The sequence below is a fragment of the Streptomyces panaciradicis genome, assembly GCF_023516615.1.
In the GTDB taxonomy this organism is placed as follows: Bacteria; Actinomycetota; Actinomycetes; order Streptomycetales; family Streptomycetaceae; genus Streptomyces; species Streptomyces panaciradicis.
Map to the genome: position 1 here is coordinate 46,333 of NZ_JAMGBF010000031.1, position 23,552 is coordinate 69,884.

20 protein-coding genes are annotated in these 23,552 nt (G+C 72.7%); 8 read left to right on the forward strand and 12 right to left on the reverse strand.

Annotated elements, in window-relative coordinates; all coding sequences use genetic code 11:
• Positions 1 to 36: 36 nt before the first annotated feature.
• The 6 genes from M8J74_RS13370 to M8J74_RS13395 all read left to right on the forward strand — a co-directional run bounded on the left by M8J74_RS13370 (position 37) and on the right by M8J74_RS13395 (position 5,699).
• On the forward strand, positions 37 to 327 hold the full coding sequence (locus tag M8J74_RS13370) for a hypothetical protein (RefSeq protein WP_249836594.1): 291 nt from the start codon (positions 37 to 39) through the stop codon (positions 325 to 327).
• A 20-nt stretch (positions 328 to 347) separates the two neighbouring features.
• Positions 348 to 542 carry a hypothetical protein gene (locus tag M8J74_RS13375; RefSeq protein ID WP_142150771.1) on the forward strand — a complete coding sequence of 65 codons (195 nt, stop codon included), beginning with the start codon at positions 348 to 350 and terminating at the stop codon, positions 540 to 542.
• 261 nt (positions 543 to 803) lie between these two features.
• Positions 804 to 1,091 (forward strand): Sec-independent protein translocase subunit TatA, encoded by a 288-nt coding sequence (tatA, locus tag M8J74_RS13380; protein WP_142150769.1) that lies wholly within the window; start codon positions 804 to 806, stop codon positions 1,089 to 1,091.
• Between the two features lie 47 nt (positions 1,092 to 1,138).
• On the forward strand, positions 1,139 to 2,089 hold the full coding sequence (gene tatC / locus M8J74_RS13385; protein WP_249836595.1) for a twin-arginine translocase subunit TatC: 951 nt from the start codon (positions 1,139 to 1,141) through the stop codon (positions 2,087 to 2,089).
• A gap of 85 nt (positions 2,090 to 2,174) precedes the next feature.
• Entirely contained in the window at positions 2,175 to 5,039 is a 2,865-nt protein-coding gene (locus M8J74_RS13390; protein WP_249836596.1) for a DEAD/DEAH box helicase, read from the forward strand.
• 126 nt (positions 5,040 to 5,165) lie between these two features.
• Positions 5,166 to 5,699 carry a DUF1269 domain-containing protein gene (locus tag M8J74_RS13395; RefSeq protein ID WP_249836597.1) on the forward strand — a complete coding sequence of 178 codons (534 nt, stop codon included), beginning with the start codon at positions 5,166 to 5,168 and terminating at the stop codon, positions 5,697 to 5,699.
• Between the two features lie 3 nt (positions 5,700 to 5,702).
• Here M8J74_RS13395 and M8J74_RS13400 read toward each other — a convergent pair whose 3' ends face one another.
• The 4 genes from M8J74_RS13400 to M8J74_RS13415 form a co-directional block, all read right to left on the reverse strand.
• Entirely contained in the window at positions 5,703 to 7,079 is a 1,377-nt protein-coding gene (locus M8J74_RS13400; RefSeq protein WP_249836598.1) for a diacylglycerol/lipid kinase family protein, read from the reverse strand.
• Between the two features lie 72 nt (positions 7,080 to 7,151).
• Positions 7,152 to 7,598 carry a DUF7144 family membrane protein gene (locus M8J74_RS13405; RefSeq protein ID WP_249836599.1) on the reverse strand — a complete coding sequence of 149 codons (447 nt, stop codon included), beginning with the start codon at positions 7,596 to 7,598 and terminating at the stop codon, positions 7,152 to 7,154.
• A gap of 33 nt (positions 7,599 to 7,631) precedes the next feature.
• On the reverse strand, positions 7,632 to 8,087 hold the full coding sequence (locus M8J74_RS13410; RefSeq protein WP_249836600.1) for an SHOCT domain-containing protein: 456 nt from the start codon (positions 8,085 to 8,087) through the stop codon (positions 7,632 to 7,634).
• A 124-nt stretch (positions 8,088 to 8,211) separates the two neighbouring features.
• Positions 8,212 to 8,874 (reverse strand): HdeD family acid-resistance protein, encoded by a 663-nt coding sequence (locus tag M8J74_RS13415; protein WP_249836601.1) that lies wholly within the window; start codon positions 8,872 to 8,874, stop codon positions 8,212 to 8,214.
• Positions 8,875 to 9,082: 208 nt separating this feature from the next.
• On the opposite strand from M8J74_RS13415, the gene M8J74_RS13420 reads away from it, so the two are divergent.
• The gene (locus M8J74_RS13420) at positions 9,083 to 10,492 is read left to right on the forward strand and encodes a DUF2252 domain-containing protein (RefSeq protein WP_249836602.1); all 1,410 of its coding nucleotides are present in this window, start codon (positions 9,083 to 9,085) and stop codon (positions 10,490 to 10,492) included.
• Between the two features lie 13 nt (positions 10,493 to 10,505).
• Here the strand turns inward: M8J74_RS13420 and M8J74_RS13425 are convergent, their stop codons facing one another.
• From M8J74_RS13425 to M8J74_RS13460, 8 genes are all read right to left on the reverse strand, one after another.
• On the reverse strand, positions 10,506 to 10,703 hold the full coding sequence (locus M8J74_RS13425; protein ID WP_058926352.1) for a DUF8691 family protein: 198 nt from the start codon (positions 10,701 to 10,703) through the stop codon (positions 10,506 to 10,508).
• A 154-nt stretch (positions 10,704 to 10,857) separates the two neighbouring features.
• A complete protein-coding gene (locus M8J74_RS13430; protein ID WP_249836603.1) occupies positions 10,858 to 11,376 on the reverse strand; it encodes a hypothetical protein in 519 nt (172 codons plus the stop codon).
• Positions 11,377 to 11,421: 45 nt separating this feature from the next.
• Positions 11,422 to 13,047: an MFS transporter gene (locus M8J74_RS13435; RefSeq protein WP_249836604.1), complete on the reverse strand. Its 1,626-nt coding sequence runs from the start codon at positions 13,045 to 13,047 to the stop codon at positions 11,422 to 11,424.
• Between the two features lie 111 nt (positions 13,048 to 13,158).
• Positions 13,159 to 15,840, reverse strand: a complete 2,682-nt coding sequence (locus M8J74_RS13440) for a winged helix-turn-helix domain-containing protein (protein ID WP_249836626.1) — start codon at positions 15,838 to 15,840, stop codon at positions 13,159 to 13,161.
• Between the two features lie 128 nt (positions 15,841 to 15,968).
• Entirely contained in the window at positions 15,969 to 17,669 is a 1,701-nt protein-coding gene (atzF, locus tag M8J74_RS13445; protein WP_283948132.1) for an allophanate hydrolase, read from the reverse strand.
• On the reverse strand, positions 17,666 to 21,181 hold the full coding sequence (locus M8J74_RS13450) for a 5-oxoprolinase/urea amidolyase family protein (protein WP_249836606.1): 3,516 nt from the start codon (positions 21,179 to 21,181) through the stop codon (positions 17,666 to 17,668). The genes atzF and M8J74_RS13450 overlap by 4 nt, the downstream gene beginning before the upstream one ends.
• The gene (locus M8J74_RS13455) at positions 21,178 to 21,798 is read right to left on the reverse strand and encodes an urea amidolyase associated protein UAAP2 (protein ID WP_249836607.1); all 621 of its coding nucleotides are present in this window, start codon (positions 21,796 to 21,798) and stop codon (positions 21,178 to 21,180) included. The genes M8J74_RS13450 and M8J74_RS13455 overlap by 4 nt, the downstream gene beginning before the upstream one ends.
• Positions 21,795 to 22,619: an urea amidolyase associated protein UAAP1 gene (locus M8J74_RS13460; protein ID WP_249836608.1), complete on the reverse strand. Its 825-nt coding sequence runs from the start codon at positions 22,617 to 22,619 to the stop codon at positions 21,795 to 21,797. Before M8J74_RS13460 ends, M8J74_RS13455 begins: the two co-directional genes overlap by 4 nt.
• Positions 22,620 to 22,811: 192 nt before the next feature.
• On the opposite strand from M8J74_RS13460, the gene M8J74_RS13465 reads away from it, so the two are divergent.
• Complete coding sequence (locus M8J74_RS13465; protein WP_249836609.1) at positions 22,812 to 23,438, forward strand: TetR/AcrR family transcriptional regulator; 627 nt, start codon at positions 22,812 to 22,814, stop codon at positions 23,436 to 23,438.
• Positions 23,439 to 23,552: the final 114 nt, after the last annotated feature.

Genomic DNA, 23,552 nt, shown 5'->3' on the forward strand with positions numbered 1-23,552 from the left:
CCGAGGCGTTCGACCACAGGAAGGGGAGCAGGAGCTTTGAGCGAGTCGTCGGTGTCTGAGGTGCAGGGCATGTCGGTGGCGGCGGCCTTCGCCGGGATGAGAAGCGTGTCGGTGGTGATGTTCAGGGCGGGCTGCCCGGACTGCCGGAGCAGCTTCGAGCTCGCCGCGGGCGCCCTGCGGCTCGCCATCGGCGCCACCAGCCGCAGCACCTTCTACTCCTTCACCTGCCCCGACTGCGGCGCCTCGGTCCGCAAGCCGGCCGGGGAGCGGATCGTGGAGCTGCTGACCGGCGGCGGCGTGCGGACCCTGCGGCTGCACACCCCTTAGGAAGGTCTAGGCTCGACGTCATGTTCTGGCCGATGTTCGCGGTAGCTGTGGGTTTCCTGGGTCTCGCGGTGCTCGGGGTGTTCGCCGTGCGGGTGTTCCTGGAGGCGCAGCGGCTGGGGCGGCAGGTCAGCGACTCCGCACGCCGTATCAACCGGGCCGCGGAGGACCTGGAGCGGGCCGCCGTGAGCACCGCCCGCGCTGTGGATTCCCTGTGAGTGGCGCTGTGGCGAAGGTGTGAGTCCTGCGCCGCAGGCGTTTTGGGTCACTTCGGCCTGTCACCCGGCCCGCACTGGCGGGTACGCTCAAGGTCGCGGACCGGAGAACGAGGCCCGGGCCGCGGACGGGAGTACGCACGGGGATTGCCTCACGTTCACCCCCGAGCGTTACGATCGCTGCCAGCACGATCGATCGGACAAGTGTCCGACCGGTCGGACAGCATCCCACCCCCAGCCGCCTCGGTGAGAAGGTAAAGACTTATGTTCGGAAGGCTCGGCGCCCCCGAGATCATTCTCATCCTCGTCGTCGTCATCCTGCTGTTCGGCGCGAAGAAGCTTCCCGACATGGCGCGCTCGCTCGGCAAGTCCGCCCGCATCCTCAAGAGCGAGGCGAAGGCGATGAAGGAAGAGGGCAGCGGCACGGCCACGCCGGCCGGCCCGCCGAACAACGGTGAGCAGCCCCCCGCCCAGCGCACCATCCAGGCCGCCCCCGGTGACGTGACCAGCTCGCGTCCGGTCACCGAGCCGACGGACACCACCAAGGCCTGATGCAGGGCCGGACGCCTCCGGCCTGCCGCACGAGATGAGGACGTGGGTTGCCCAAGTCTGCCCGCAAGCAGGAGAAGGATCCCGAGGGGCGGATGCCCCTTGCGGACCACCTTCGTGAGCTCCGCAACCGGCTCGCGAAGGCCATGCTGGCCATCGTCGTCGTGACGATCGTCGCCGCCTTCTTCTACAACGACATCATCAACTTCCTCACCAAGCCGGTCCTCGACTCGGTCGGGTGCGGGGAGACTTTCGAGCAGCTGGCGAAGTCGAAGTCCAGCTCTCACCCGTGCGCACAGATCACGATCAACGGTCTGCTCGCGCCGTTCACGCTGGCTCTCCAGGTCTCCCTGATGGCCGGCGTGGTGTTCGCCTCGCCGGTCTGGCTGTACCAGCTCTGGGCCTTCGTCGCGCCTGGTCTGCACCGGCACGAGAGGAAGTACGCTTACGCGTTCGTGGGCACCGGCGCGCCGCTCTTCTTCGCAGGCGCGTTCTTCGCGTACAAGGTGCTGCCGACCACCGCGAAGGTGCTCATCGACTTCACCCCGCACGGCGTGAGCAACCTGCTGCCGCTCGACGACCTGCTGCAGCTCGTCACACGCATGGTGATCGTTTTCGGCCTCTCCTTCGAGCTGCCGCTGCTGCTGATCATGTTGAACCTCACCGGGGTGCTCAGCGGCACGAGGATGCTCGGCTGGTGGCGCGGCATGATCATGGGCATCACGGTCTTCGCGGCCGTCGCCACGCCCAGCACGGACCCGCTGTCGATGCTGGCGCTGGCCGGGCCGATCTGGGTGCTGTACTTCGGTGCGGTCGCGTTCTCGCTCTTCAACGACCGCCGCAAGCGCCGCCGCGAGGAGGCCGGGCCCGCCGACGACGAGGCCTCCGACCTCGACCTCACCCCCGAGGACATCGGCGAGGTGGAGGTCGTCTCCGCCACCCGCGCCCTGCCCGAGCAGGCGAGCACGGACCGGGTCAACGGCTACGACGACGTGACCTGAGCGAAGCGTCCGCACGCTACGAGAGGTGTCCGAGTCCTCCGGGACCCGGGCACCTCTCGGTGTTTGACGGCCGGGGTTCCGGATAATGATCGTCCTGTTGTCAGTGGGGCCCGGTACGCTCGAAAGCACGATGACAGAGGACCTCTCACCGGCCGAGCGGTATGCGGCTGCCCGTAGGCGCGCTGCCGAGCAGGCCACCGCGCTCGCCTCCTTCCGCGAGATGTACGACTTCGGCCTGGACCCCTTCCAGATCGAGGCCTGCCAGGCACTCGAATCGGGCAAGGGGGTGCTGGTCGCCGCGCCCACCGGTTCGGGCAAGACGATCGTGGGCGAGTTCGCCGTCCACCTGGCCCTGCTGCAGGGCAAGAAGTGCTTCTACACCACGCCCATCAAGGCGCTGTCGAACCAGAAGTACGCCGATCTCTGCCGCCGCTACGGAGCGGCGAAGGTCGGCCTGCTCACCGGCGACAACAGCGTCAACTCCGAGGCGCCGGTGGTCGTGATGACCACCGAGGTGCTGCGGAACATGCTGTACGCGGGCTCGCAGACCCTCCTGGGGCTCGGATACGTGGTCATGGACGAGGTGCACTACCTCTCCGACCGCTTCCGGGGAGCGGTGTGGGAAGAGGTGATCATCCACCTTCCCGAGTCCGTGACCCTGGTGTCCCTGTCGGCGACCGTCTCCAATGCGGAGGAGTTCGGCGACTGGCTCGACACCGTCCGCGGCGACACCGAGGTGATCGTCTCCGAGCACCGGCCCGTGCCGCTGTTCCAGCACGTGCTCGCCGGACGCCGGATGTACGACCTGTTCGAGGAGGGCGAGGGCAGCAGGAAGGCCGTCAACCCGGACCTCACCCGGCTCGCCCGGATGGAGGCCAGCCGGCCGTCCTACCAGGACCGCAGGCGTGGGCGCGCCATGCGTGAGGCCGACCGGGAGCGGGAGCGGCGGCAGCGATCCCGGGTGTGGACGCCCGGGCGGCCCGAGGTCATCGAGCGGCTCGACGCCGAGGGCCTGCTGCCCGCCATCACCTTCATCTTCAGCCGCGCCGCCTGCGAGGCGGCCGTCCAGCAGTGCCTGTACGCCGGACTGCGGCTCAACGACGACGAGGCCCGCGAGCGGGTGCGGGCGCTCGTGGAGGAGCGCACGGCGTCCATTCCCTCCGAGGACCTCCACGTCCTGGGCTACTACGAATGGCTGGAAGGCCTCGAGCGCGGTATCGCGGCCCATCACGCGGGCATGCTGCCGACGTTCAAGGAGGTCGTCGAGGAGCTGTTCGTACGCGGCCTGGTGAAGGCCGTGTTCGCGACCGAGACGCTCGCGCTCGGCATCAACATGCCCGCCCGCTCGGTGGTGTTGGAGAAGCTCGTCAAGTGGAACGGCGAGCAGCACGCCGACATCACGCCCGGTGAGTACACCCAGTTGACGGGGCGTGCCGGCCGGCGCGGCATCGATGTCGAGGGACATGCCGTGGTGCTGTGGCAGCGCGGGATGAGCCCCGAGCACCTCGCGGGGCTCGCGGGCACGCGTACGTATCCGCTGCGCTCCAGCTTCAAGCCGTCGTACAACATGGCGGTCAACCTCGTGGAGCAGTTCGGGCGGCACCGCTCGCGCGAGCTGCTGGAGACGTCGTTCGCGCAGTTCCAGGCCGACAAGTCGGTCGTCGGGATCTCGCGGCAGGTGCAGCGCAACGAGGAGGGGCTGGAGGGCTACAAGGCCTCCATGACCTGCCACCTCGGCGACTTCGACGAGTACGCCCGGCTGCGCCGCGAACTGAAGGACCGCGAGACGGAGCTGTCCCGGCAGGGGGCGGCACAGCGTCGCGCGGAGGCCGCGGTGGCGCTGGAGAAGCTCAAGCCGGGCGACGTCATCCACGTGCCGACGGGCAAGTACGCGGGACTGGCCCTGGTGCTGGACCCGGGGCTGCCCGCCGGGCGGTCCAACGGGCACCGCGGCTTCGAGCACCACGACGGGCCGCGGCCGCTGGTGCTGACCGCCGAGCGGCAGGTCAAGCGACTGGCCTCGATCGACTTCCCGGTGCCCGTCGAGGCGTTGGAGCGGATGCGGATCCCCAAGTCCTTCAACCCCCGCTCGCCGCAGTCGCGTCGGGACCTGGCCTCCGCGCTGCGCACCAAGGCCGGGCACATCCCGCCGGAGCGGGCCCGCAAGAAGCGGTCCCAGGCCGCCGACGACCGCGAGATCGCGCGCTTGCGGACCGCGATCCGGGCGCATCCGTGCCACGGGTGCAGCGACCGTGAGGACCACGCCCGTTGGGCCGAGCGCTACCACCGGCTGCTGCGGGACACCTCGCAGCTGGAGCGGCGCATCGAGGGACGCACGAACACCATCGCGCGGACCTTCGACCGGATCGTCGCCCTGCTGACCGAGCTGGACTACCTGCGGGCCGACGAGGTCACCGAGCACGGCAAGCGGCTCGCCCGGCTCTACGGCGAACTGGACCTGCTGGCCAGCGAATGTCTGCGCGCCGGGGTCTGGGAAGGCCTCGCCCCCGCCGAACTGGCCGCCTGCGTCTCGGCGTTGGTGTACGAGGCGCGGGTCGGCGACGACGCGATGGCGCCGAAGCTGCCGTCCGGCAAGGCCAAGGCCGCGCTGGGCGAGATGGTGCGGATCTGGGGGCGGCTGGACGCCCTGGAGGAGGAGTTCCGGATCACGCAGACCGAGGGGGTCGGGCAGCGGGAGCCGGACCTCGGGTTCGCCTGGGCCGCGTACATGTGGGCCTCGGGCAAGGGGCTGGACGAGGTGCTGCGGGAGGCGGAGATGCCCGCCGGCGACTTCGTACGGTGGTGCAAGCAGGTGATCGACGTGCTCGGGCAGATCTCGGCGGCCGCTCCCGTCTCCGGCGGCGAGGCGTCCTCCACGGTCGCGAAGAACGCCCGCAAGGCCGTCGACCTGCTGCTGCGCGGTGTCGTCGCCTACTCGTCGGTGGGGTGACCGGCACGGCGGCGTGAGGGATCACGGCCCCGGCGTGGGCCGGGCCGTGGTCTCACCTGCTGAGGGTGAGGCGCGCCCGCGCCCGGACGGTGCTTGATGAAGCCGGGCGGGGAAGGGAGCGACGCCATGACGACACTCGGGCCGGTTCAGCTGGTGACCTTCGGGTTCGGTCCCGACGCCACGTTCGAGGGCCGTGTGCTCGAGGAGCTGGCGACGCTGGAGCGCAGTGGGCAGATCCGTGTCCTGGACGTGCTGTTCCTGCGGAAGGCGACCGACGGCGACGTCGAGACGCTCGACTACCGGTCCGAGGGCATGGGCGAGACGCTCGCCGCCCTGCTGGGGCTGGGGCTGGGTTCGGGCCCGGCGGAGGCGGCCGGTGCGCAGGAGAGCGCCGTGGCGGAGGCGGACGGCTCCGGGGCCAGGCAGTTCGGGTTCACGCCGGACGATCTCAAGACGCTGTCGGAGGAACTGCTGCCGGGGACCGCGGCGGGCTTCCTGCTGCTGGAGCACCTGTGGGCGAAGAAGCTCCTCGAAGCCGTCCGGGAGACCGGCGGCCGCCCCCTCGCGGAGGGATTCCTGACGGCCGAGGCCCTCGCCCCCGTGGAGGCCGAACTCCGGGCGGCCACGGGGAGCACCGACGGACCGGCCGACTCGTTGTAGACGTCAGGCAGCCGCCGTCCGGTGTCCGTGGTGGGGGGCGAAGCGGCCCAGGGCGAGCCTCGTGACACGGCGCCAGTCGGCCGGGCCGCCGCCGGAGGGCACGCCGGGGCGGTGGCGGGGGAGCACGACCCGCAGCGCGCCCGGCGCGGAGCGGCACACCACGGGGGTCGGCAGCGTCACGTACTCCCCGTCGATGCCGACCGCGACGGTGTCGGTGTCCGCCTCGACGACGACTTCCTCGGCGTTCAGCCGCAGCACCGACCCGGACTGCGGGCCGCGTACCAGACGCGCCGCCTGGACGGTGTTGTCCACGCGGACGCACAGCACCCCGAGGCGTCCGGAGTCCAGCCGCGCCCGGCGTCCCGGATGCGCGGCGTCGATCGCTCGCTGGTAGGGGTTGTTGCTGACCAGGAGCGCCTGCAGGCCGTCGGCCCGCGCGGAGCCGGCCCGCATCCGCAGCGTGGCGGCGTCCTTGCCGGTGAGCAGGCCGGGGAGGGTCTGCAGAGCGGTGTGCACCTTGGCGTCCCGGTAGGCGGGGTCGGCGACCACGGACGCGTACGTCCCGAAGGACGCGTTGTTGACGAACACGCGGTCGGCGGCGAATCCGAGGTCCACCCGGATCTCGACACCGTCGGTCAGGGCCTCCAGGGCCGCCGAGGGATCCTCCCGGTCCAGGCCCAGGTCGAGGGCGAAGTGGTTGCGGGTGCCCGCCGGGATCACGGCGAAGGGCACGTCGTGCCGGGCCGCCACCTCCGCGACCAGGGCCTGGGTGCCGTCGCCGCCCGCCACCGCGAGCAGGTCGGCGCCCTCGGCCACCGCCCGGCGCGCGAGGTCCACGACGTTCTGGCCCCCGTCGAGCAGGACCACCTCGGCGCCCGCCTCCCGTGCCTTCTCCACCAGGTGGAAGCGGCCCACCTTGCCGCCGCCGGAGCGGGGGTTCATCACGATCCAGGGACGGCGGGGCGGCGCGGCCGGCACCGCCTCGCGGACGCCGTGCGAGGGGGCTGCCGCGGTGTGCGCCGCCGCGACGGCCACCATCCACAGCGCCAGCGACAGACACGCAGGCCACAGCATGCCGTTGGCCGCGTACAGGGCGAGCACCGTCAGCGGCGCGGCCACCGACAGCAGCACCCCCAGGGCCCGCAGGACGCCGGTGTGGGCCAGCGTCCACCACACGCCGACGGCGGCGAGGGCCAGGCCGGCCACCCCGACCAGCACCCACAGCACGCTGCGCAGTCCGGCGACGATCAGCGGTACGAGAACGCTGCCCAGCAGGGCGAGCAGGGCGACGCGTGCCCGCACGACGCGGCCCGTGGGCGCCTCGTCGGGCGCGCCCGCGGGCCGCGTCGTGCGCGTGTCAAGGTCGTGGTGCCGTCCCATGTCCTGCCACCACCTCCGGCGGGCACGGACGGGGGCCGCCCGTCACGTGCCCTGCCGATCTGTGCCGTCACCTCAGATGTCGTGTCCCGGGTGGTCGAACATCGCCTCGGGGGACTCGCGCTTGACCACGCACAGGGCCCAGATGACGAAGCCCGAGAAGGCGATCATCACGACCGACCAGACCGGGTAGTACGGCAGCGAGAGGAAGTTGCCGATGATGACGAGCCCCGCGATGGCCACACCGGCGACACGCGCCCAGGTGGCCGTCCCGAACAGGCCCAGGCTGACGATCACGGCGATCGCGCCCAGGGCGAGGTGGATCCAGCCCCAGCTGGTCAGGTTGAACTGGAAGACGTAGTTGGGTGTGGTGACGAAGACGTCGTCCTTGGCGATCGCCATGATGCCCCGGAAGACGTCGAGGATCCCGACGAGCATCAGCATGACGGCGGCGAAGGCCATCAGTCCCTGAGCCCAGTTCTGCTTCGTCGCACGCGTACGCGTGGGGTGTGTGGCGGTCATCGTGGACACCTCGTTTCGATCGGTCCGGCGCGCTCAGTGGTGGGAGCCGACGCCGCCACCGGGGCCCGGTGTGGCTCCGTGGCCGCTGAGCACCATGTCCTTGGCCCTGGCGAATTCCTGGTCGGTGATGTCACCGCGGGCACGGATCTCGGACAGCCGGGCGAGTTCGTCCACGCTGCTGGACCCGCCGCTTCCGGCGGTCTTGCGGATGTAGGAGTCGAACTCCTGCTGCTGCGCCCTTGCCTGCGCCACCTCACGGCGGCCCATGTTCTTGCCGCGGGCGATCACGTAGACGAACACGCCGAGGAAGGGCAGGAGGATGACGAACGCCAGCCAGCCGGCCTTGCCCCAGCCGCTCATGTCGTCGTCACGGAAGATGTCGACGACGATCCGGAACAGCAGGATGAACCACATGATCCACAGGAAGAACCACAGCATGGACCAGAAGACGCTCAGCAGCGGATAGTCGTACGCGAGGTACGTGCTCATGACTCTCCTCCGTTCCGGGCGGGCGCCCGGCCGCATGTCTCTGCGTGTCTCAGCGTGCCCACGGCAAGCGCCCGGCGGCTTCACCCGGTAGGGGTGAGACCCGCGCGCCCCGGCGCACGCCGGCTCAGGCCGTCGTACCGGGCTGCCGGCCGCCGGTGACGCCCGACCTGCGCAGCGCCGCCCGCCAGGCGAGGGCCAGCACCAGTTCGACCAGGCCGAGCAGGACCAGCCACAGCCCGAGCAGCCGGGTCAGGGCCCGCGCCGACTCGGCGGGCAGGGCCAGGACCACGACCCCGGCGAGGATGCCGATCACCGCGGCGCCCACGACGAAGCCCCGGTGCGGCAGGTCCTCGGCGGTGATCGCCGTGAAGAGCGTCAGGATCCCGGACACCAGCCAGACGATGCCGACGACCAGCGACAGCGCGGCGATGGTCTGCAGCGGGTTGCGCAGGCACAGCACCCCGGCCAGTACGTAGAGCACGGCCATCAGCAGCCCGGCGAGCCGTTCGCCCGCCCCTTGCGAGCCGAACAGCGCCACGAACCGGAAAGCCCCCTGCACCAGCAGGTACAGGCCGATGAGGACGGCCAGGACGTGCAGCGTCTCGTCCGGCCAGACCAGCACCAGCACACCCGGCACGAGCGTCGCGATCGCGGAGGCCAGGATCCAGGTCCAGGAACGGCCCAGCTCCTCCAGCGCCCGCTCGGCCCCGTCCGCCTGGCCGGGGAAGGCCCCGTCCGGGCTGCGCGCTTGTCCGGTACGCGGGTTCGGACCGAGCGGAACGGTCATGGCTCCTCCTCGCGCGATCGGGCGGAGCGTCGCCGGACCGCCGGCGGGGCGGTGCGCGGGGACCTCACCGGGCCAGCGTCCTGCGCCCCGGCGGCCGCCGGGTCACCCGCCCCGGGTGATCCGCCGGCACCGCCGTGCCGCTGGGCTGGAAGACGTGTACGCCACGAGGTGCCAGACGGGCGGGCGCACCGGACCAGGAGGACGAGCCATGACCGTACCCAACTCCTTCACCGCGTCCCTCCCGGCGGCCGAGCGGGCGGAGATCGGCCGCCGGGCCCGGGCCCGTGCCTCGCGCTCGTGCCACGGGTGGTACGACGGCGGGCCGGACCGCTTCGACCCGATCGAGGTGATCGAGCGCCAGTCCGCGACCCGCGTGCCCGAGCTGGTGCCCGTGCGCTACGGCCGCATGCTGGAGTCGCCGTTCCGCTTCTACCGCGGCGCGGCGGCGATCATGGCCGCGGATCTGGGGCCCACACCGAACTCGGGACTGCAGGTGCAGCTGTGCGGTGACGCCCATCTGCTGAACTTCCGGATGCTCGCCTCACCGGAGCGGCATCTGGTCTTCGACATCAACGACTTCGACGAGACCTTCCCCGGCCCCTTCGAATGGGACGTCAAACGGCTGACGACCAGTTTCGTCACGGCGAGCCGGGAGAACGGCTTCTCCGTCAAGGAGCAGAACCGCGCCGTGCTGACCTGCGTGGCGGCCTACCGCCGCCGGATGCGGGAGTTCGCCGGCATGCGCACCCTGGACGTCTGGTACGCCCAGGACGACGTGGACAGCCTGCGCAGGCTGCTGGCGTCGGCGATGGACAAGGACGTCAGGCGCCGTACCGAACGCGCCGCGGCCCAGGCCCGCACCCGCACCCACATGCAGGCGTTCGAGAAGCTGACCCGGGACACGGCCGAGGGCCGCCGCATCACGCCCGACCCGCCGCTGATCACCCCCCTCAGAGACCTGGTGGCCGGCTCGGCGGGGGACGAGGAGGAGAAGGTGCTGCGGAGCGTGGTGGAGGACTACGCGCGCACCCTGCCGTCGGAGCGCAGGCATCTGCTGCGCCACTACCACCTCGTCGACATGGCCCGGAAGGTGGTGGGCGTCGGCAGTGTCGGCACCCGCTGCTGGATCCTGCTGATGCTCGGCCGGGACGACGACGACCCGCTGCTGCTGCAGGCCAAGGAGGCCCAGGAGTCGGTGCTGGCCGCCCACACCGGCGGCACCGGCTTCGACAACCAGGGCCGCCGGGTGGTGACCGGGCAGCGCCTCATCCAGACGACCAGCGACATCTTCCTGGGCTGGACGCACGTGGTGGGCCTGGACGGCCGGGACCGCGACTTCTACGTACGGCAGCTGCGCGACTGGAAGGGCATCGCACGCCCCGAGACCATGGGGCCGGACGCGCTGAACCTCTTCGCCCAGGTGTGCGGCGCCAGTCTGGCCAGGGCCCACGCCCGCTCCGGCGACCCGATCGCCATCGCCGCCTACCTGGGCGGCAGCGACCGCTTCGACCGCGCCCTCACCGAGTTCGCCCAGTCCTACGCCGACCGCAACGAGAAGGACTTCGAGGCGCTCGGGGCCGCGGTCCGCTCCGGCCGGGTCACCGCCGAGGACCTGTGAGCGGACGTCGGGCTCACTCCGGCACCTGGCGCATCTCCAGCACGTGCAGGCCCAGCGACTGACAGCGTGCCAGCAGCCCGAACAGCTGGGCCTCGTCGATGACCGATCCGTACAGGACCGTCTGCCCGGACATCACCACGTGGTCCAGCTCAGGGAAGGCCTTGGCCAGCGTCTCCGACATGTGTCCGTCGACTCGGATCTCGTAGCGCATGGGCTTTGCTCCCGCGAGCGGCCTGGTAAGGCGGTCTGCGCCCCGTACCGCGATGGTCCGGCCCGGCGGTGTGCGGGGCCTCACCCGGCAGGTGTGATCCGTGGCCGCGTTCGGCGGATCGATGCGCCGGGCCCCCGGAGACGCTTCGCAACGGTCAGTGCGTCACGACGAACTTGAAGGAGACGATCAGCAGGCCGAGGAGGAGGTTGACCGCCGCGGTGGCCACCACCAGGCGCCAGGAGGCGCCGGACCGGCGTGCCGCGGCCATCGACCACCCCACCTGCCCGGCGACGGCGACGGCGAGCGCGAACCAGAGGGTGCCCGGCACGTCCAGGCCCAGCAGGGGGCTGACGGCCACGGCGGCGGCCGGGGGGACGGCGGCCTTGACGATCGGCCACTCGTCACGGCACGCGTGCAGCACCGCGTGCCGGTCGAGGGGGCGCTGCGCCAGCCGTGCCCCGAACAGCTGGGCGTGCACGTGCGCGATCCAGAAGACCAGGCCCGTGAGCAGCAACAGCAGGACGAGTTCCAGCCGCGGGGAGGAGCCGAGCGCGCCGGCGCCGATGACCACGGAGGCGGCGAGCATGGACCCGTAGACGCCGCCGGTGTAGTCCGTGTGGGCGGTCTGCCGGGCGGTGTCCGCGCGGGCCGTGCCGCGATCGGTTCGGGTCATCGCAGTCCACTTCCGGGTCGGCGGGGCGGATGGCGCATGTGCGGCTCAGCGGGGTGAGCCGACGGCCCCGGTCGGTGTGCCGGTCTTCCGTGGCCTGGTCCGGCCCGTGCCGGTCGGCAGGTTCGAGGTGACGAGGAACGTCGCCACCGTGACCCCGCCGGCGGCGAGGATCGCCGCCTTCAGGCCGTTGAGCTGCGCCGACGCGTAGGAGTCGGTGATGGCCTCGACCTCGGACGGCGGCAGCCCGGCGCTTTCGGCCGCCGAGCGCACCTGGTCGGTGGTGACGAAGGAGATCCCCGACTCCAGGGCGATGCCGGTCTGTTTGCGGGCCTCGTCCGACAGCCGCGGATCGTCCTCCACCTGCGAGGTGAAGGCGGAGGCCAGCGCGCCCAGGAGGATCGAGCCGATGAGTGCCGTGCCGAGCGCGGAGCCCAGGTTCTGGGCCGTGAACTGCAGGCCGCCGACCTCACTGCGTTCCTCCTCGCCGGCGGTCGACTGCACGACGTTGCCCAGCTGCGAGGCCAGCAGGCCGGTGCCCACCCCGACCAGGGCCATGGCGCCGGCGAACTGCAGGTCGTCGATGACCGGGTCGATGGTCGCCAGCAGCCACACGACGGCCCCCGCGAGGACGAGCAGGGCCAGCCGGACGACCCGGCGCGGACCGGCAGTCCGGCCCAGCTTGGAGGCGAGCACGGAGGCGATCAGCATGGTGACCGAGACCGGAAGCAGCCTCAGGCCCGTCTGGAACGCGTCGAAGCCCTGCACCACCTGCAGGTACAGGGGGATGACGAAGAACAGCCCGAGCAGGATCAGGTTCTGGCCCAGCAGGGCCAGCAGGCCGGAGCGCAGGGCCGGCCTGCGCAGCACGGGCAGATGGACGAGCGGGTCCGCGCCCTGGGCGTCGCGGTGCCGCTCCCAGCGGGCGAAGCCCGCCAGGACGACGACGCCGGCGCCGACGACGAAGAGGGTGGGGGAGAAGCCGAAGACGGTGAAGGGAGGGTTGCGGGGCGACACCCAGCCCCAGGTGCTGCTCTGCAGCACGCCGAGCACGCCCAGCGCCAGCCCGGCCGCCGACAGCACGGCCCCGACCCCGTCGAGCCCGGGACGCCGGCTCGTCCGCGCGACCTCGGTGATCATCCGCCGGCACAGCAGCACGGCCAGCACGACCACGACCTCGCCCGCGAACACCAGCCGCCAGGTCAGGTACGTCGTCACCCAGCCGCCCAGCAGCGGGCCGACCGCGATGCCGGCGCCGGCGAGTCCGCCGATCACGCCGTAGGCGATCGCGCGATCCGGTCCGCGGTACGACTCGGCGACCAGGGCCGCCATGGCCGGCAGCACCAGGGCGGCACCGATCCCCTCGATGACCGACCAGCCCAGCGCCAGGACCCACACCGAGGGCGCCACGGCGGTCAGGGCGGACCCGGCGCCGTACACGACCATTCCCAGGAAGAAGACGCGCCGGCGTCCCAGGATGTCGCCCAGCCTGCCCCCGATGATCATGAACGCGGCCATGACCAGCGCGTACAGCGTGATCACGGCCTGGATGGTGGTGACCTCGGTGTCGAAGTCCTTGACCAGCTGGCTGATCGAGACGTTCATCACCGAGGTGTCGAGGACCATCAGGAACTGGGCCGTCCCCAGGACGATCAGAGCGCGCCAGCGTTTCACTGTGCCCACCTTGCCGAGTCGGGCCGGAGCGGCGCCGGGTCGGGCGCCGGTCCCATCGCAGCGGAAGCGGGCACCGGGCGCCTCACCCGTCGCGGGCGAGCCGGGGTCCGCTCACAGCAGTCCCATGTCCCGGGCGCGCCGCACCGCGGCGCCGCGCCGGTTCACCGCCAGCTTCCGGTACAGGCTCTTCAGGTGCGTCTTGACGGTGTTCACCGACACGTACATGTCCGCGGCGATCTCCTGCGTCGACATCATCTGGGCCAGCCGCCGAAGGACGTCGCGCTCGCGTGCGCTCAGCTCCTCCACGACGATCGGCGCGGGCGGCGTCCCGGGCCCGGCCGGGTCCTCGCAGGCCGGGTGACCGGCGGTGAGCCAGCCCGCCGCCAGCCGGTCCAGCGGCGCCGTGACCAGCAGCGGCCGGATCCACCGCCCGGCGTCGAGGAACGGCCGCCGCAGCCGCTCGCGCCGGGCGTCGAGGAGGGCCTGCGCGACAAGCCTGCGGGCGGTGGCGGTGTCGCCGGCGGCGTCCGCGGCCATGGCCTTGACCAGCGTCGCCCGGACGGTCACCGCCGGGCCCGTCCGGCCGTCGGCGGGGACGCTGTCGAGGAGGTCGATGGCCTCGTCCACGTTGCCGACGGCGCACTGGATGCGAGCGGCCTCGGTGGTGCACGACGGCTGATCATCACCCAGCTTGCGCAGGATCTCGGCGGCCTCCCCGGCCCGCCCTTCGGCCAGGCGGGCCGCCGACGTCACCAGCCTCTCGTGGCTCTCGGCCCAGGGCGAGGCCACGACGGCGAAGACGTCCGGGTCGGCGGCCTCGACGGCCGCGCGGGCGTCGCCGCGGGCCAGCTGGAGCCGGGCGGTGACGATGGCCCGGCCGGCGGCCGTGACCGGATCGTGCGGGGTGGCGGAGTGCTCGGCCGCCTCGTCCAGGAGGGTCTTGGCCCGGCCCAGTTCGTTGCGGTCGACGGCGACGCCCGCCAGCACCACCTGCTCGATCGCGGAACCGGCCGGCGGTGACGGGTCGAACCGCTCCGCCTCGGCGACCGCCTCCAGCGCCTTGTGCTCCGCCCTGCCGAGCCAGCCGTCCAGGTAGTCGATCAGCGCGAGGTGCCCCAGGGACTCCTTGCGGGCGAGCACGGTCGAGGCGCTGTCGGGTGCGTCGGCCGCCTTGGCCAGTGCGGCTCGCGCCTCCTCGAACCGCCCGGCCCACAGGCGCGTGGAGCCCAGGTGGGTGAGCAGCAGCGCGGGCAGCTCGGGGTGCTTGAGCAGCAGGTCGGGGGCCACGTCCTGCCGTACCTCGTCGGCGGACTCGGCGGCCAGCTCCGCGCGGGTGGGGGACCCGGTCAGCCGGGCGGCCAGGGCCTCCAGCAGCGCACAGCTCAGCCGGGCGGCCGCCGGATCGCCGGTGACGCCGTCCAGCCGGGCGCGTGCCTGGCGCAGATGGACGGTGCCGTGCCGGAAGTCGCCGTGCGAGAGGTCGCGGGCCGCCCGTACGAGCTCGGTGGCGGGGCTGGTGGTCTCGGGCCCCATCCGGGAGAACAGCCCGGCCAGGTCGTCGGAGCGCAGTCCGGTGAAGAACCGGCCGATGGCCAGGTCGTCGACGAGGGCGGCGGCGGTGAAGTCCCAGTCGCCCGCGGCGGCCCCGTGGGCGAGGGCCTCGGGCAGCGATCCCGTCTGCCGCAGCCACCGGGCGGCCCGCCGGTGGAGCTCGGGCTCCAGGCCGGGGCGGCGCACACTCAGGTGGGCGCGGAGTATCTCCCCGAACAGCGGGTGCAGCCGGTACCAGGAGTGGCCGAGCTGCTCGACGAAGGCGTTCTCCCGGTGCAGGTCGGCGAGGATGCGCGCGGAGTCGGCGCGCCCGGTCAGCGTGTTGGCCAGATCTGGATTGAAGCGGTCCAGGACGCTGATCCGCAGCAGCAGGTCCTGTGTGTCCTCCGGCTGCCGCTTGAGTACCTCGGCCAGCAGGAAGTCGGCGATGGTGCTGCGGTCCGCCTCGAACTCCTTGAGATAGACCTCCGGGTCCTGGCTCTCCTGCGCGGCGAGCGCGCACAGCCGCAGTCCCGCGGCCCAGCCCCGGGTGCGGTCCACGAGGGCCCGCGCCGCCTGCACGGACAGGCGCAGACCGTGCAGCCGGAGCAGCGCCACCGTTTCCTCGGGGGTGAAGGCCAGCTCGGCGGCGCGGATCTCCGTCAGCTCGCCGGCCGCCCGGTAGCGGTGCAGCGAGAGCAGCGGTTCGGTGCGGGTGACGAGGATCAGCCGCAGCCCCCGCCCGGCGTGCTGCAGCACGAACTCCAGCTGCTCGGCGATGTCCGGTTCCGTCACGCGCTCGTACTCGTCGAGGACGACGGTGACGGGCGGGTCGGCGGTGGCGAGGTCCTCGGCGATCGCCGACAGCAGCCTGCGGTCCACGTGGTGCGCGTCGGCGGGATCCTCGATGCGGTCCGAGAGGTGTCTGCCGCTGGTGCGCAGGGCGTGGAGGAAGTGCGCCCAGAACATGCCGGGCCGCTTCTCCTCCGCCTCCATGGTGAGCCAGGCCACCGGCTGTGCCCGGCCGGCGGCCCAGTCGGCGAGCAGCAGCGTCTTCCCGGCGCCGGCCGCTCCGTTGACCATGGTCAACGGAGTCGGCGGCGAGTGGTCCAGACGCCGTGTGAGCCGCGGTCGCGCCAGGAAGGTGACGGGCCGCGACGGCAGGATGAAGCGCGTGCGAAGGTAGGGGTCCCCGAGCGGATCTGTCTGCTGTTCGGCCGATTCGGGCTGGTCCTCGTCGACAGACACGGCGCTCACCACCAGAGTGCGTCAGGTCATGGGCAGCGCTCCCCATCGCTGATCATCCCATCGTTCTCCGGTACGCGCTCGGCACACATGAGCCAAAGGTCTGTGCGCAGGGCCGAACGTCCCGGATCGAGCGACCTATGGGCCTACAACCCCCGGCCGGCCTCCCGGTACGCCCGCCAGCCGCCGTACGACGTGATGTCCTCGGCGTCCTCGAGGGCGCTCGGTTCGCACAGGAAGCCGGGGACCAGGCTGCCGTCCGCCAGTTCCACGGGGCCCAGGGCCATCGGGCGGGGCAGGGCGGACAGCAGGCGGCCCAGGCCCTCGGCCGGAAGGCGCCACACCTCGGCCTCGATCGCGGCCCCCGACTCGCCGACCCGGACCAGACCCGGCTTCGGCGGGGTGGTGCGCAGGGCGTGCAGACGGTACGCCGGGGCGGTCGTGGTCGTGCACTCCAGGCGGGCGCCCAGCGACAGCAGCTGGGGGTTGAGGGGCTGGCCGGACAGGTGGGCGCCGACCACCGCGACCCGGGTCTCCGGCCGGAGCAGCGCGGCGATCGCCGTCAGCCGCCGGTCCGTGAACGCCGGGCCGATGAGCATCACCCCGAACGGGAGCCCGTTCACCTCGCCCGCCGGTACGGCGACGGCCGCCAGGTCGAAGAGGTTGGTGGAGTTGGTGAAGCGGCCCAGGCGGGCGTTGGCGCCCAGCGGGTCGGCGGCGACCTCGGCGAGGGTGGGATGGCCGGGCGCGGTGGGCAGGAGCAGGGCGTCGGAGTCGGCGAGCTCGGCGAGGGCGCGGGCGCGCAGTACGGCGAGGCGGTCCAGGTCGGCGTAGAGCCGGTGGGCGGGGATGTCCCGGGCCCGGGTGATGATGCCGGTGACGGTGGGATCCAGTCCCTCGGCGCCGTCAAGGACCGCCTTGTCGAGGAAGGCGCCCACCGCCGTGTAGCGCTCGGCCACGAACGCGCCCTCGTAGAGCATCGCCGCCGCCTCCGTGAAGGGGGTGAGGTCGAGCGTGCGTACGTCGGCACCGGCCGACCTGAGCTGTGCCACGGCCGACTCGTAGGCCTGCGCCCAGCCGTCGTCCAGTGCGCCGAGCCGGCCGGGCGCCGGGATCGCGACGCGCCAGGGCCCCGGTGCCCGCTGCGGGAGCGGGGGGAGTTCCCGGGCCGGCGGCGACGTCATGTATGACAGGGCCTGCTCGGCCTCCGGGAGGGTGCGGGCGAACACGGTCACGCAGTCGAGGGAGGCGCAGGCCGGGACGACGCCCGTGGTGGGGACCAGGCCGCGGGTCGGTTTGAGGCCCACGATGCCGTTGAAGGCCGCCGGGACCCGGCCCGAGCCCGCGGTGTCCGTGCCGAGGGCGAAGTCGACGATGCCGAGGGCCACGGCGACCGCCGACCCGGAGCTGGAACCCCCGCTGACCCGGTCGGGGTCGTGGGCGTTGCGCACGGCGCCGTAGGGGGAGCGGGTGCCCACCAGGCCCGTCGCGAACTGGTCCAGGTTCGTCGTGCCCAGCACGATCGCGCCCGCCGCGCGGAGCCGGGCGACCACCGGCGCGTCGGACGCGGGCCGGTAGGCGTACGCCGTGCAGCCCGCGGTCGTGGGCAGCCCGGCCACGTCGATGTTGCCCTTGGCCGCGAACAGGCGTCCGGCGAGCGGTAGCCGCTCACCGGCGGCGACGCGTTCGTCGACGGCCCGGGCCTCCGCCTCCACCTCCTGCCGCGGACGCAGGTCGATGAAGATCTCGGGCCGGTCCACCGCCTCGATGCGGGCGTGGGCGGCGCGGACACGGGAGAGAGCGGACATGGTGTGGGCCTCTTTCGCTTCCTCGACCGGAGCGGTCAGTTCGTCACCGGGGCCAGGACGAGCAGGGCCGTGCCCGCCTCCACCTGGTCGCCCGGTCGCGCCAGGATCTTCGTCACCACGCCGTCCGTCGGCGCGTGCACCCTGGACTCCATCTTCATCGCCTCCAGCGCGAGCAGCGGCTGCCCGGCCGACACCGTCTCGCCCGGCCGGACGTTCACCTGCCAGACCGAGGCGGCGAACTCCGCCTCCACCAGCCTGCCCCCGGGCGGCAGCGCGACCTCGGCGGGCGGCGCCGGGGGCGCGGCCGCCGCCTCGGCGCGGGCGAACTCGCCCGCCGCCTCCCACGCCTCGCGCTCGGCCGCGAACGCCGCCTGCTGCCGGGCCCTGAACGCGCCGATGGCGTCGGCGTTCTCGGCCAGGAACGCCTGGTGGGCGGCGAGCGAGAAGGTGCCCTCCTCGATGCGCGGCACGAACCGGCCCGAGGTGATGTCGGCCCGCAGCTGAAGGAGTTCGTCCGGGCCCACGGGATACCACTTGATGCGGTCGAAGAAGCGCAGCAGCCAGGGGGAGCCCGGTTCGAAGGCGCCGCGCTGCTGCCAGCCCGACCAGACCTGGGTGGTGCGGCCGACGAACTGGTAGCCGCCGGGGCCCTCCATGCCGTAGACGCACAGGTAGGCCCCGCCGATGCCGACCGAGTTCTCGGCCGTCCAGGTGCGCGCCGGGTTGTACTTGGTGGTCACCAGGCGGTGGCGGGGGTCGAGCGGGGTGGCCACGGGGGCGCCCAGATACACGTCGCCCAGGCCCAGGACGAGGTATTCGGCGTCGAAGACCGTGTCGTAGACGTCGGTCACCGAGGCGAGGCCGTTGACGCGGCGGATGAACTCGATGTTCCACGGGCACCAGGGGGCGTCGTCCCGCACGCCCGCCATGTAGCGGGCGATCGCCTCGCGGGTCGCCGGGTCGTCCCAGGACAGGGGGAGGTGGACCGTGCGGGAGGGCACGACGAGCTCGTCCGTGGGCGGCAGGGCCGCCGTGATCTCCCGTACCCGGGACAGGAGTTCGTCCTGCGGCAGCCGGCCGGGGTCGGTCCGGATCTGCAGTGAGCGGATGCCCGGGGTGAGGTCCGTGACGCCGTCCAGGTCCGCCGCGGCCACCGCCTCCATCAGCGCGTGGACGCGCATGCGCAGCGCCAGGTCCAGCTGCATGGGCCCGAACTCCACCAGCAGGTTGTCGTCGCCGCTGCGGCGGTAGGTGACGTCGCCGTCCCGGGCCAGTACGCCGCCGTCCACGATGTCCGCGCGCGGCGAGCCGTCGACGGCCACCGGTGCGAAGCGCACCGTGTCGCCGGGCCGGAGCTGCCCCAGCTTCCAGCGCTCGGCGCTCAGCACCGTCGCCGGGCACACGAAACCGCCCAGCGACGGCCCGTCCGGGCCGAGCAGCACCGGCATGTCACCGGTGTAGTCGACGGCACCGACCGAGTACGGGGTGTCGTGGATGTTGGACGGGTGCAGGCCCGCCTCGCCGCCGTCGGCGCGGGCCCAGCGCGGCTTGGGGCCGATCAGCCGCACGCCCGTGCGCGCGGAGTTGAAGTGGACCTTCCAGTCGGCCGCGTAGAAGTCGCGGATGTCGTCCTCGGTGAAGAACTCCGGTGCCGCGTGCGGGCCTTCCACGGCCCCGATCCGCCACACGGCGCCGAAGGACGGCCGGTCCGCGGCCGGCACCGGCGCGCCGTCATGGGTCTGTCGGCCGCCGTGCAGGACGTCGCCGGTGCGCAGCGCCCGGCCGCCGTGGCCGCCGAACCCGCCCAGCGTGAAGGTGCTCGCGCTGCCGAGGAAGGCCGGGACGTCGAGGCCGCCCGCGACGAGGACGTAGGTGCGCAGGCCGTGCCGGGCCGGCGCGGCCGTCTCCAGGACGGCACCGGCGGGCACCGTCACCGGCTCCCACTGGGCGACCGGCACACCGTCGACGGTGACCTCGGCGGGGGCGCCCGTCACACACACGGTCGTGGCGTGCGTGAACCGCAACACCGGTCCCTGGAGCGTGCATTCGAGACCGGGAGCGCCCTCGTGGTTGCCGAGGGCCCGGTTGCCGAGCCGGAAGGACAGGTCGTCCATCGGGCCGCACGGGGGCACCCCCACCTGCCAGTGGCCGGTGCGCCCCGGCCAGTCCTGCACGGTGGTCAGGGTGCCGGCGGAGACGACCTCGATCCGGGGGGTGGGGTCGGTGACGCGGGCGAGGGTCGCCGTCGAGTGACCGGCCGTGCGGAAGGCGTCGTCCGCCAGGGCCGCGCGGACCAGGCCCAGGTTCGTCTCGATGCCGTCGACGCGGGTGCGGGCCAGGGCCTCGTCGAGCCGGCGGAGCGCGTGGGCGCGGTCGGAGCCGTAGGCGATGACCTTCGCCAGCATGGGGTCGTACGACGTCGTCACCTCGGTGCCGGTCTCCACCCAGCCGTCGACCCGCACGCCCGCCGGGAACTCCACCCGCGTCAACAGGCCCGCGCTGGGCCGGTGTTCACGACAGGGGTCCTCGGCGTAGAGACGGGCCTCGACGGCGTGGCCGCGCGGGGCGCCCGGGTCGCGGACGACGTCGCGTTCGCCGCGGGCCAGGCGCAGCATCCAGGCGACCAGGTCGACCCCGTACACCTCCTCGGTGACCGGATGCTCCACCTGCAGACGGGTGTTGACCTCCAGGAAGTAGGCCTCCTCCCGGGCGGCGTCGTAGACGAACTCGACCGTGCCGGCCGAGCGGTAGCCGACGGAGGCGCACAAGTCACGTGCGCTCGCGGCCAGTTGCTCACGTACGTGGTCCGGGAGGCCGGGGGCCGGTGCCTCCTCCACCACCTTCTGGTTGCGGCGCTGCAGCGAGCAGTCGCGGTCGCCGAAGGTGACGACCCGGCCCTCGCCGTCGCCGAAGACCTGCACCTCCACATGGCGGGCGTGTTCCACCAGGCGCTCCAGGAACACCCCGGCGGAGGCGAAGGACGCGGCGGCGACGCGCTGGACGCGCTCCCAGGCGTCGGTCAGCTCCTCGGCCGACCGGCAGGCCGACATGCCGATGCCGCCGCCACCGCCGGTCGCCTTGAGCATGACGGGATAGCCGATGACGGCCGCCTCGGCGAGCGCCTCGTCCAGTGACGCCAGCAGTCCCGTTCCCGGCGCCAGCGGGACCCCCGCCGCCTCGGCCGCCGCCCGCGCGGTGTGCTTGGCGCCGAACAGCTCCAGCTGCTCCGGCGCCGGCCCCACGAACACGATCCCGGCGTCCTCGCACCGGCGCGCGAACAGGGCGTCCTCGGACAGGAAGCCGTACCCGGGGTGGATGGCCCCCGCCCCGGTGTCCTTGGCCGCCTTCAGCACCAGGTCGGCGTCGAGGTACGACTCCTTCGCGGGTGCCGGGCCGAGCCGTACCGCCTCGTCGGCCAGGCGGACGTGCGGTGCCGAGCGGTCGGGGTCGGAGTACACGGCGACCGTGCGCAGGCCGAGTGCGCGGGCGGTGCGGATGATGCGCACGGCGATCTCGCCGCGGTTGGCGACCAGCAGCGTGTCGAAGGTCATCGCGCCCCTCCGGTGACCGTCATCTCCACCGCCGTCGGCTCGAAGCCGTTGCAGGGGTTGTTGATCTGGGGGCAGTTGGAGACGAGGACGAGGACGTCGCGCTCGGCGCGCAGGCCGAGCCTCAGGCCCGGCGCGGAGAGGCCGTCGACGATGCCCAGGGTGCCGTCCCGCTCGACCGGCACGTTCATGTACCAGTTGATGTTGGAGACCAGGTCGCGCTTGCCGAGGCCGTGCCGGGCGCCCTCGGCCAGGAAGTTGTCCACGCACGCGTGCTGCGCGTACGTGTGGTGGCCGTAGCGCAGGGTGTTGGACTCCTTGGAGCAGGCCCCGCCGACCGTGTCGTGCCGGCCCACCTCGTCCTCGACCACCGTCATCAGCGGGGTGTGCTCGTTGGACATCAGCACACTGCCCGTGGTCAGGAACAGGTTGCCCTGCGCCTGGATCGTGTCGGGCGCGCTGTAGCGGACGGCCGTGTCGTGGGCGTCGTACACGAGGAAGTCCACGGCCTGGTTGCCGTGCAGGTCGGTGATCGTCAGCGTCTCGCCCGCGCGGACGGTCGACGACCAGGCGGCGCGGGCCGGAACCACCGTCTGCGTACGAGCTGCGTCGGTTGTCATGCGAGCCCCCTGGAGGAGAGGAATCCGGCGGTGTTGAGGAAGGCGCGGCGGCCCTCGGGGGTGGCGTCCCACAGCGGGTCGCCCGGTGCGGTCGGCGCGGCGCGCCAGGCCAGCACCTCCAGCGGGGTGGAGACGTACTCCTCCCGCGGGTCGGCCGGGTGCGGCACGTTGGCGATCAGCACGGTGACGTCCTGCTCGGTGCGCAGCGTGACGCTGCCGCCGGGGCCGGCCGAGCCCGTGAAGTCCAGGGAGCCGTCCTCGCGGACGCGTACGCCCTGGAAGAAGGAGAGGGAGGGCGGCAGGTCACGCGGCTCCAGGCCGTTCTTGGCCGCCGCCAGCTTCAGCAGCTCCCGGCCGGCGGGGGAGGCCGACTGCGGGGTGCCGTCGCCGTACCGCCGGGTGTTGCGTACGAGGGTGGAGGTGCCGCACAGCGCGTCGTGCCGTCCGGAGGTGTCGGCGACGACCGACGCCAGGACCCGGCCCTGGTCGGACAGCAGCAGCCGGCCCTCGCCCAGGTAGGCGTTCCACTGCACCTTGACCGTGTCGGCGACGTTCAGCCGCTCCCAGGGCCGGTCGGCGACGTACAGCAGCAGATGGGCGCAGGCGTCGCCGCGCAGGTCGGTCAGGCGCAGCTCGGTGCCGCGGGCCAGCACCCGGTGCGTGTAGTTGCCGCCCGCCACCGTCTCCGCCCACAGCAGGTGACCCGCCTCGCAGGGCGGGGCCGGCCAGTCGGTCGCCGGGACGACGGGCATGGCCTCGGTGCGGGCGCCCTCCTGGGCGCGGGCATGGTCTCGGGCTCCGTACGTGGTCGCTGTCGCCATCGCGGACCTCCGGCTGCGGGGTGGCTCGTAGGGGTGGGCCCCAGGGGCTCCCGGGGTATTTCTGTCGGTCGACAGAAATTAGAAGGGCCGGGCGGGTCGAGGGCGTTGCCCGCGCGTTGCCGGTCGGTTACCGGGTGCTCACCAAGATCACCGCGAGGCCGGGGGAAGGGCCGGTGTGCGAGGATCGAACGCATGGGGACGACAGGTGGGCGCCGGGTCGGCAGGCCACGGGCCGCCGGGCGGCCGGACAGCGGGCTCTCGCCGCGCGACGAACTGCTCACCGCCGCCGCCGAGTTGTTCACCACCCGCGGCTACGCGGCCACCTCCACCCGGGCGGTCGCCGAGCGGGCGGGCATGCGGCAGGCATCCATGTACCACTACGTCTCCGGCAAGGAGGAGCTCCTCGCCGAGCTGCTGGAGTCCACCGTCACGCCCTCGCTGGCCTGCGCCCGCGACCTGCTCGCCGACGACGCGCGGCCGGCCGGGGAGCGCCTGTGGGAACTGTGCCGCACGGACGTGGAGCTGCTGTGCGGCGGCCCGCACAACCTCGGCGGACTGTATCTGCTGCCCGAGGTGCGCGCCGAGCGGTTCGCCGGCTTCCACGCCGTACGCGCCGAACTCAAGGACGCCTACCGGCAGTTGCTCGCCGCGACGCCCGCCGGCGGGGCGCTCGCCAAGAGTGAGCTCGACCTCCGGACGGATCTGCTGTTCGGGTTGATCGAGGGCGTCATCCTCGTGCACCGCTCCGACCCCGACCGCCCGGTGACGGTGTTCGCGGAGGCCACGGCGGACGCGGCCCTGCGCATCGCCGGCGTCTGAACCGGCCGCCGGGTCACGGCCGGAAGTCGACCTTCACTCGTCACGGTGAGTGATTTTCGCACCCGCATTCGCCGTCACTCACTGTGTGCGATCGCGGGCAGTCCGTGTAAATGG